This is a genomic window from Kitasatospora sp. NPDC092039 (genome assembly GCF_044756065.1).
Classification (GTDB): Bacteria; Actinomycetota; Actinomycetes; order Streptomycetales; family Streptomycetaceae; genus Kitasatospora.
The window spans coordinates 272,093-279,941 of the sequence record NZ_JBIVSD010000011.1; the positions used below are offsets into that span (position 1 = coordinate 272,093).

7 protein-coding genes are annotated in these 7,849 nt (G+C 74.4%); 5 read left to right on the forward strand and 2 right to left on the reverse strand.

The genetic code is table 11. The features are described 5' to 3' along the window. Positions 1–25: 25 nt before the first annotated feature. Positions 26–493 carry a GntR family transcriptional regulator gene (locus ACIQI7_RS22935; RefSeq protein ID WP_401112889.1) on the reverse strand — a complete coding sequence of 156 codons (468 nt, stop codon included), beginning with the start codon at positions 491–493 and terminating at the stop codon, positions 26–28. Positions 494–588: 95 nt separating this feature from the next. After that, positions 589–1,968: a DUF2079 domain-containing protein gene (locus tag ACIQI7_RS22940; RefSeq protein ID WP_401112891.1), complete on the reverse strand. Its 1,380-nt coding sequence runs from the start codon at positions 1,966–1,968 to the stop codon at positions 589–591. Positions 1,969–2,299: 331 nt separating this feature from the next. Here ACIQI7_RS22940 and ACIQI7_RS22945 point away from each other — a divergent pair, with 331 nt between their 5' ends. From ACIQI7_RS22945 to pcp, 5 genes are all read left to right on the forward strand, one after another. Continuing rightward, entirely contained in the window at positions 2,300–3,214 is a 915-nt protein-coding gene (locus tag ACIQI7_RS22945) for an alpha/beta fold hydrolase (RefSeq protein ID WP_401112893.1), read from the forward strand. Positions 3,215–3,302: 88 nt separating this feature from the next. Beyond that, positions 3,303–4,136 (forward strand): MerR family transcriptional regulator, encoded by an 834-nt coding sequence (locus ACIQI7_RS22950; protein ID WP_401112894.1) that lies wholly within the window; start codon positions 3,303–3,305, stop codon positions 4,134–4,136. Between the two features lie 84 nt (positions 4,137–4,220). After that, a complete protein-coding gene (locus tag ACIQI7_RS22955) occupies positions 4,221–5,453 on the forward strand; it encodes an MFS transporter (RefSeq protein ID WP_401112896.1) in 1,233 nt (410 codons plus the stop codon). A gap of 176 nt (positions 5,454–5,629) precedes the next feature. Then, positions 5,630–6,841, forward strand: coding sequence for an alpha-hydroxy-acid oxidizing protein (locus ACIQI7_RS22960; protein WP_401112898.1), 1,212 nt, complete (start codon positions 5,630–5,632; stop codon positions 6,839–6,841). A 197-nt stretch (positions 6,842–7,038) separates the two neighbouring features. Further along, a complete protein-coding gene (pcp, locus tag ACIQI7_RS22965) occupies positions 7,039–7,725 on the forward strand; it encodes a pyroglutamyl-peptidase I (protein WP_401112915.1) in 687 nt (228 codons plus the stop codon). The last annotated feature ends 124 nt before the right edge of the window (positions 7,726–7,849 follow it).

A 7,849-nucleotide genomic window follows, 5' to 3' on the forward strand; every position in this document is an offset into this window, starting at 1 on the left:
GGGAGGTCGGTCCCCGGTTTCGGCCTCAGGCCCCGGTGTCGGAGCCCGCGCCCCCGGTGACGGCATCCGACCCCCCGCCCCCGGCGCCGGACACGCCGGTACCGGACACGCCGGTGTCGAAGCGCTGCTCCAGGACGGAGGCCATCAACGCGGCGATGTCCTCGCGTTCCAGTCCGGCCCCCCGGGCCTGGTCCACCCACCCGACCAGGTCCGCGCGCAGTGGCCCGTCCGCCGCCGCCTCCGGCCGGGCGAGCGAGCGCCGGACGAAGGTGCCGAGCCCCGGGCGGGGCTCGACCAGCCCTTCGCGTTCGAGCTCGCGATAGGCCTTCAGCACGGTGTTGGGGTTGATCGCGGTCAGCTCGACCACCTCACGGGCGGTCGGCAGCTTGTCCCCGGGCTGCAGCAGCCCGAGCCGCAGGGCCTGCTTGGTCTGCTGCACGATCTGCTGGTACGTGGAGACGCCGCTGCGCCGCTCGATGCGGTACTCGATCACCGGCGATTCGGCCTTTCACTAGTTCAATAGTGGAATGGTGGCCCACCGCGGTGCGTGGGTCAAGCCGGACCCGGGGGGCCGCCCCGTGCGAACCCTCAGGGGCGCTGCAGCAGGAGCAGGCCGTCCCGCTCGATCAGCGGCTGGTAGCCGCGCTCCCGGTAGCCGGCCAGCATCCGGGCGGTGTCGGCGGTGGCGCACGGGGCCTGCACGCTCGGGTCCCGCAGGTCGACGGCCACCCACTGCGGTCCGGGGCCCTCCGGCGCCCGGCACACCAGGGTGACCTCCGCCCGGCCGGTCAGTTGCGCCGCGAGCCGGTTGGAGGCGGCGACCGTGGCGTCGTCGGGTATCCGGTGGAGCAGCGCCCGGGTCTCGGTGAGCCGGGGCGAGGTGCGCCAGGCCTCGGGCATCACCACCTCGTGCAGCGGGTAGAGCGGCAGCGTCACGGCGGTCACCAGGGCGCTGACGGCGAGCGCCCGCCTCGCCCGCCTCGCGTCCACCCGGCGCAGGGCGTCGACCAGGGCCGCGACCGCGATCGGCATCAGCACCGCGCTGTAGTGGTAACTGACGCCCCAGTAGTGCGGGTTGGACGACGCCAGCCGCCAGGCGAGGGTGGGCACGCAGAGCAGCAGGAGCGGGGAGCGCAGTCCGACGAAGCCGGCGGTCGAGGCGAGCAGGAACAGCAGCAGCCACTTGACCGGTGGCCAGCCGAGCCGCAGCGGCAGCGACCAGGGCGAGGGCTGCCCGCCGCCGTCCAGTTGACGCCAGTAGTCGAATCCCCCGCCCGGGTTGAACGCCGGCAGGACGACGAGCACGGCGAGCGCGGTCGCGGCGAGGCCGACGGCGACGAGGACGAGCCCGGGCAGCGGGCTGCGGTGCCGCTCCCGCCGGGCCTGCCAGGCGATCAGGGCGCCGACGGCGGCCACCGTCAGCCCCAGGTCCTCCTTGACCAGCAGCAGCGGCAGTGACCAGAGCGCGGCGGCGAGCGGTCGGCGCCGGCCGAGCGCGGTGGCCGCGAAGGCGAGCAGCGGGACGGCGAAGGCGATCTCGTGAAAGTCGTCGGCCGCCGCCCGGACGATCCCCCAGGAGGCCCCGGTGGCGCAGCCGACGAGCAGCGCCACCCGGGGCCCGGCGACCTCGTGGGCCCAGCGGGTCAGCGGGACGACGGCCAGCGCCATCAGCAGCGCCTGGGCGACGACGAGGGTGAGCGGGCCCGGGAAGGCCCGGTAGACGGGGGCGAGGACGGCGATCAGCGGGTGGAAGTGGTCCCCGAGCAGGTGGTAGCCGGGCCCCTTGAGCGGCACGACCGGCGCCTGCCCGTGGGCGTACGCCCGGACGGCCTGCTCGAATATGCCCAGGTCGTAGGCCTTGGTGAGGCCGCGCCGGTGCCGGTTGACGGCGACGCAGGCGTAGAGCGCGGCGAACCCGGCCGCCAGGCCCCAGGCGAGCACGGCGGGGCGGCAGACGAGGGGCTTCACCCGCCGGACGGCCAGCGCGAGCACGGCGACCCGCGCGGGCCGAGCGGGTCGCGCAGCCCGGTCGGACGGCGCTGCGGAAGGCACGGTGGATGGCGCGGCGGGCGGGGAGGAGGAAACGGGCATCGGCAAAGTACCCTTTCACTATTCGATTAGTGGAAGGGTGATGGAAGCCCGGACCGCCGTCAAACCCGGCCGGACGACGCCGACCGGGCCTCCGGGCTGCCCGCGAAGGCCCCCGCACCGCCCCCGAAGGGCCGGGACGGTGCCCGCGAAGAGCCTCCGGAGACAGCCGCTTGACCTTGACGCTACGTCAGGGTTGGAGGCTTGCCGCATGACGAACGAGAGCACCACCCCGACCCCGCTCCACCCCCCGATCGGCGGCTTCCAGGAGGTCGACGGCCGCCGTCTCTACCTGCACCGGCAGGGCGGCGGCGGGCCCGCCGTCGTCCTCCTGCCCGGCGCCAGCGCGATCGGCCTGGACTACTTCGGCGTCCAGCAGGGCGTCTCGGAGTTCACCACCGCCGTGGTGTACGACCGCGGCGGCACGGGCTTCAGCGACGACGCCCCGCTGCCGCGCACCGCCGCCGAGGTCGCCACCGAGCTGCGCGAACTGCTGCGCGCCCAGGGCGTTCCCGGCCCGTACGTCCTGGTCGCGCACTCGCTCGGCGGCGCCTACGCCCACGGGTTCGCGCAGCTCTACCCGCAGGACGTGGCCGGGCTGGTCTGGCTGGACGCGTTCCACCGGGACTGGGACGACTACGTGCCCGCCGAGGGCAGCCTGGCCGCCAGCGCGCGGTTGTCGCCCACCGAGGCACAGCTGCGGCAGGCCCTCCCGGCCATCCGGCAGATGGCCGCGGAGCTCCTCGTGGACTACCCGGCGGACGTCCGGGACGCGGTGGTCGAGTACCACGTGAGCGAGCGCTGGATCCACGCCGGCATGGCCGAACGCGCCTCGATGGCCGACCTGGCCGTCGAGCTGCGGGCCGGGGCGGACCTGCCCGACGTCCCGCTGATCGCGCTCACCCCGCTCGGCATCGACCCCGGCCAGCAGGCGCTGATGTCGGAGGAACTCCTCCAGGCGATGCACGACGGCAAGGCCCGGCTGTACGCGGCCATGGCCGACTCGGTCTCGAACGGGGAGCAGCGCATCCTCACCGACACCGGCCACAGCCAGTTCGTCTTCGAGCGGGTCGACGACGTGGTCCAGGCGATCCGCGACGTCGTGGACCGGGCGGGCCGCGCCTAGACTTCGACCTCGTCGTCAACCGTCGCGTCGATCTCGGCGTCGATCTCGGCGTCGATCTCGACGGGCTTTCAACAGGGGAGCGGTACCGGTGCTCACGATCGGTCAACTCGCGTCGACCGCCGGCGTGACCGTGCGCACCGTCCGCCACTACCACCAGGTCGGGCTGCTGCCCGAGCCCGAGCGCGACGCCTCCGGCTACCGCCGGTACAACGCGCAGGCGGCAGTGGACCTCATCCGGATCAGGACGCTCGCCGACGCCGGGGTGCCGCTGGCCCGGATCGACGCGCTGCTGCGGGCGGAGCCGGAGGAGTTCGCCGCCGCCGTCACCGATCTCGACGCCGAACTGGAGCGCCGGATCGACCAACTCGCCGAGCACCGCCGCCGGATCGCCGACCTCGCGAGCGGCGAGCGGCTCGCCCTGCCGCCCGAGGTGGTCGCCATCCTGGACCGGATGCGCGCGCTCGGGGTCAGCGAACGGTCCGTGCTGCTCGAACGCGACACCTGGATCCTGCTCCAGACCCTGGACCCGGAAGCCATGCGCCAGGGCATCCGGGAGAAGAACGCCAGCTTCGACGACCCCGGGACGCTGCGGCTGTTCCTGCTCTGCGACCAGTCGCTCGACTGGGAACCGGACGATCCGCGGGTGGACCGGCTGATCGACGACCTGGACGCCTGGGAGATCGCCCACGGGCGGGACAACCGCCGGCCCGGGAACCAGGAGGTGATCTTCTCCCGGATCGCCGAGGCCTCGCCGACCTGGCAGCGCATCCTGGACGTGCTCGCCCACCGCGCCAAGCAGCGCCGCCTCGCCGCGGAGCGCGGGAGCGCCGGGGAACGCCGGGCCGCCGTGCAGCGCGGCGGCACCGACGACCGCCCGACCGCCGCACGACGCCGGGCCGCCGAACCGGCCCGGAAGCGTTGACGTCGGATTCACGCCAGCCCAACCCCCCGTCGAATTGGTGGACTTCGGGTCAGACACCCACCACCCGTCGACGGGACCTCCGACATGCCGACCGGCACCACCGTTCACTACACTCCCTCGCCCGCCCCGGAGCCGCCCTCCCGGAAACCGCGCGCCCGGGACGGCGGCACGCTCGCCGTGCTCGCCGTCACCACCGGCGTGTTCTCCATCGTCACCACCGAGATCCTGCCGATCGGCCTGCTGACCCCGATCGGCACCACCTTCCGGATCTCCGACGGCACGGCCGGGCTGATGATGACCCTGCCCGGCATCGTCGCCGCGGTGGCCGCACCCGTGGTGACCGTCGCGACCAGGCGCGCGGACCGGCGGACCATGCTCTGCGCGCTGCTGCTGGTCCTGACCCTGGCGGACCTGCTCAGCGCGTTCGCCCCCGCCTACTGGGCGGTGCTGGCCGCCCGGGTCGCCCTCGGCCTGGTCATCGGGGCGTTCTGGTCGATCGGTTCCGGGCTCGCCCCGCGCCTCGTCCCCGAGCACCGGCGGGCGCGCGCCAACACGGTGATCTTCTCGGCCGTCCCGCTCGGCTCGGTGCTCGGCGTGCCGGCGGGGGTGTTCCTCGGTTCGCTGGCCGGCTGGCGGGCGGCCTTCCTCGCGATGGCCGCGCTGACCCTGCTCGCCCTGGCCGCCCTCCTGCGGTCGCTGCCGCCGCTGCCCCCGCTGACGGTCACCGGGCTGGGCGTGCTGCGCGGTCTGCTGGCCGGCGGGGGCACCCGTACCGGCGTCGCGGTGACCTTCCTGATCGTGGTCGCCCACTTCGGCAGCTACACCTACGTCACGCCCTTCCTCGCCGGAACCACCCACGCCGGCCCCGGTCTGATCACCGCCCTGCTGCTCGTCTACGGCGCCGCCGGACTGCTCGGCAACCTCCTGGCCGGCGGCCGGGCGGCCCGGGCACTGCGGCCGGTGTTCGGCGCGGCGGCCGTGCTGCTCGCCGGCGCGGCCCTGCTGCTGCCCCTCCTGGGCACCGCCGGTCCGGGCGCCGCCGTCCTGCTGGCGCTCTGGGGCGTGGCGTACGGCGCCGTCCCGGTCTGCTCGCTCAGCTGGTTCCTCGCCGCGGCCCCGCACGCCCCGGAGGGCGCCGGCGTGGTGTTCACCTCCGCGTTCCAGGCGAGCTTCTCGATCGGCGCGCTGACCGGCGGCCTGGTGGTGGACCACTCCTCCCCCGGCACCGTCATGCTGCTCGGCGGGTCGGTCGCCCTGCTCGCCGCCGCCACTGTGCGGCGGTACGGCCACCGGGTCCGTCCCGAACCGGCGCAGTGACCCCGCGCCGTGGACGCCGCCGCCACGCACCCGTCGCCGGACCCTGGCCCTCCGGTCCGTCCGTGGTGAGAATGCCGGGGTGCCGTCAGCCCGTCCACCCGTACGGCGGGAGCGGGCTGACGGCACCGCCGGCCGGGACGGTCCCGGGCGGGCGAGGGCGGAAGGACGGCCAGCGGATGGACAGCCAGCAGACCCATCGGGCGTTCCACGGGCACCAGGCGTTCCACGGGCGGTTCGGCGACTACCAGAGCGAGATCTACCTGCGCGGTCTCGGCGGCGTCCTGCCGACGATGCCGATGGCCTCCGCCGACCTGGAGGCCCGGGCGAGCACCGCGCTGCCGCCCTCGGTCCTCTCCTACGTCGCGGGCGGGGCCGGCGACGAGTCCACCCAGCGGGCGAACGTCGCCGCCTTCGAGCGGTGGGGCCTGGTGCCGCGGATGATGGTCGGCGCGAGCACGCGGGACCTCTCGGTGGAGCTGTTCGGCCTGCGCCTGTCGACCCCGCTGTTCATGGCGCCGATCGGGGTGATCGGCCTGTGCGCCCAGGACGGCCACGGGGACCTGGCCACCGCCCGCGCCGCCGCCCGGACCGGCGTGCCGATGGTCGCCTCCACCCTGACGGTCGATCCGCTGGAGCAGGTGGCCGCCGAGTTCGGCGACACCCCCGGCTTCTTCCAGCTCTACACCCCGACCGACCGGGCACTGGCCGAGAGCCTGGTGCACCGGGCGGAGGCCGCGGGCTACCGGGGCATCGTCGTCACCCTGGACACCTGGGTCACCGGCTGGCGCCCGCGCGACCTGGCCACCGCCAACTTCCCGCAGCTGCGCGGCCACTGCCTGGCCAACTACACCTCCGACCCGGTGTTCCGCGCCCGGCTCGCCAAGGCGCCGGAGGAGGACCTGCAGGCCGCCGTCCTGGAGTGGGCCGCCGTCTTCGGAAACCCGCTGACCTGGGACGACCTGCCGTGGCTGCGCTCGCTCACCGACCTGCCGATCGTCCTCAAGGGCCTCTGCCACCCCGAGGACGTCCGCCGCGCCCGGGACGGCGGCGTCGACGGCGTCTACTGCTCCAACCACGGCGGCCGCCAGGCCAACGGCGGGCTGGCCGCCCTCGACCTGCTCCCCGGCGTGGTCGCGGCCGCCGACGGCCTGCCCGTCCTCTTCGACTCCGGCGTCCGCTCCGGCACCGACGTCGTCAAGGCGCTCGCCCTCGGCGCCACCGCCGTCGGCGTGGGCCGCCCGTACGCCTACGGGCTGGCGCTGGAGGGCACCGACGGCATCGTGCACGTGCTGCGCTCCCTGCTCGCCGAGGCCGACCTCCTGATGGCCGTCGACGGCTACCCCACGCTCGCCTCCCTCCGTGCGGACGGCGCGCTGCGTCGGACCTGATGCGCCGCACCCGGCCTGGTGCACCGCGCCGGACCTGATGCGCTGAGCCGGACCTGGTTCGCTGAGCCGGACCTGACGCGAATTCAGGTCATGGTGTCCATCGGGAACCAGTGGGGCTTGCCGGGACATTCGGGACGGCTCTACGCTCGAACGGCACAAATCGGGTCCGTACGATCCCGTAAGCTGGGAGGTCCGCCATCATCCGCGTCCTGCTGACCGCCTTCGAACCGTTCGGCCGCGATCGACTGAACTCGTCGCTGGAGGCGGGCCGGCTGGTCGCAGCCGGTCCGCCGGCCGGAGTGGCCCTGGAGTTCGCCGAGCTGCCCTGGGCGTTCGGCGACTCGATCGCCGAACTGCGCCGGGCGGTCGCCCGGTTCGGGCCGGACCTGGTCATCGCCACGGGCCAGGGCGGCAACCGCCCGGACCTGACGGTCGAGCGGGTGGCGGTCAACCTCGACGACGCCGTCCGAACCGCCGACCGGAAGGGCCATCAGCCGATCGACCAGCCGGTCGTGCCGGACGGCCCGGCCGCGTACTTCTCCTCCCTGCCGGTGAAGGCCTGCGTGGAGGCCGTCCAGCAGGCCGGGATCCCGGCCACCCTCTCGCACACCGCCGGCACCCACCTCTGCAACCACGTCTTCTACGGGCTGGCACACCTGATCGCCACCGAACGCCCGGAACTGCGCGGCGGGTTCGTCCGCCTGCCGTACCTGCCCAGCCAGACGTCCGGTCAGGAGAGGAGCGCGTCGATGGCGGCGGAGACGGCCGCCGAGGGGGTGCGCATCCTGATCCGCAGCGCCGTGGCCGCCCTCCACCCGCCGACCTCCGCCACGGTGGCCGCACCGCGTCGACGGAGCTGGCTGTCCCGCCGGGGCGGCAATTGACGATGTCGGCCCGGAAACGCGAAGAACCCCCATCCGGGGTCCCGGATGGGGGTTCTTCAGCAATGATTGTTCGGCGGCGTCCTACTCTCCCACAGGGTCCCCCCTGCAGTACCATCGGCGCTGT

Coding starts and splice junctions, on each gene's coding strand:
- ACIQI7_RS22955 (WP_401112896.1), top strand. CDS start 4,221: ATGCCGACCGGCACCACCGTTCACTACACTCCCTCGCCCGCCCCGGAG.
- ACIQI7_RS22960 (WP_401112898.1), top strand. CDS start 5,630: ATGGACAGCCAGCAGACCCATCGGGCGTTCCACGGGCACCAGGCGTTC.
- ACIQI7_RS22945 (WP_401112893.1), top strand. CDS start 2,300: ATGACGAACGAGAGCACCACCCCGACCCCGCTCCACCCCCCGATCGGC.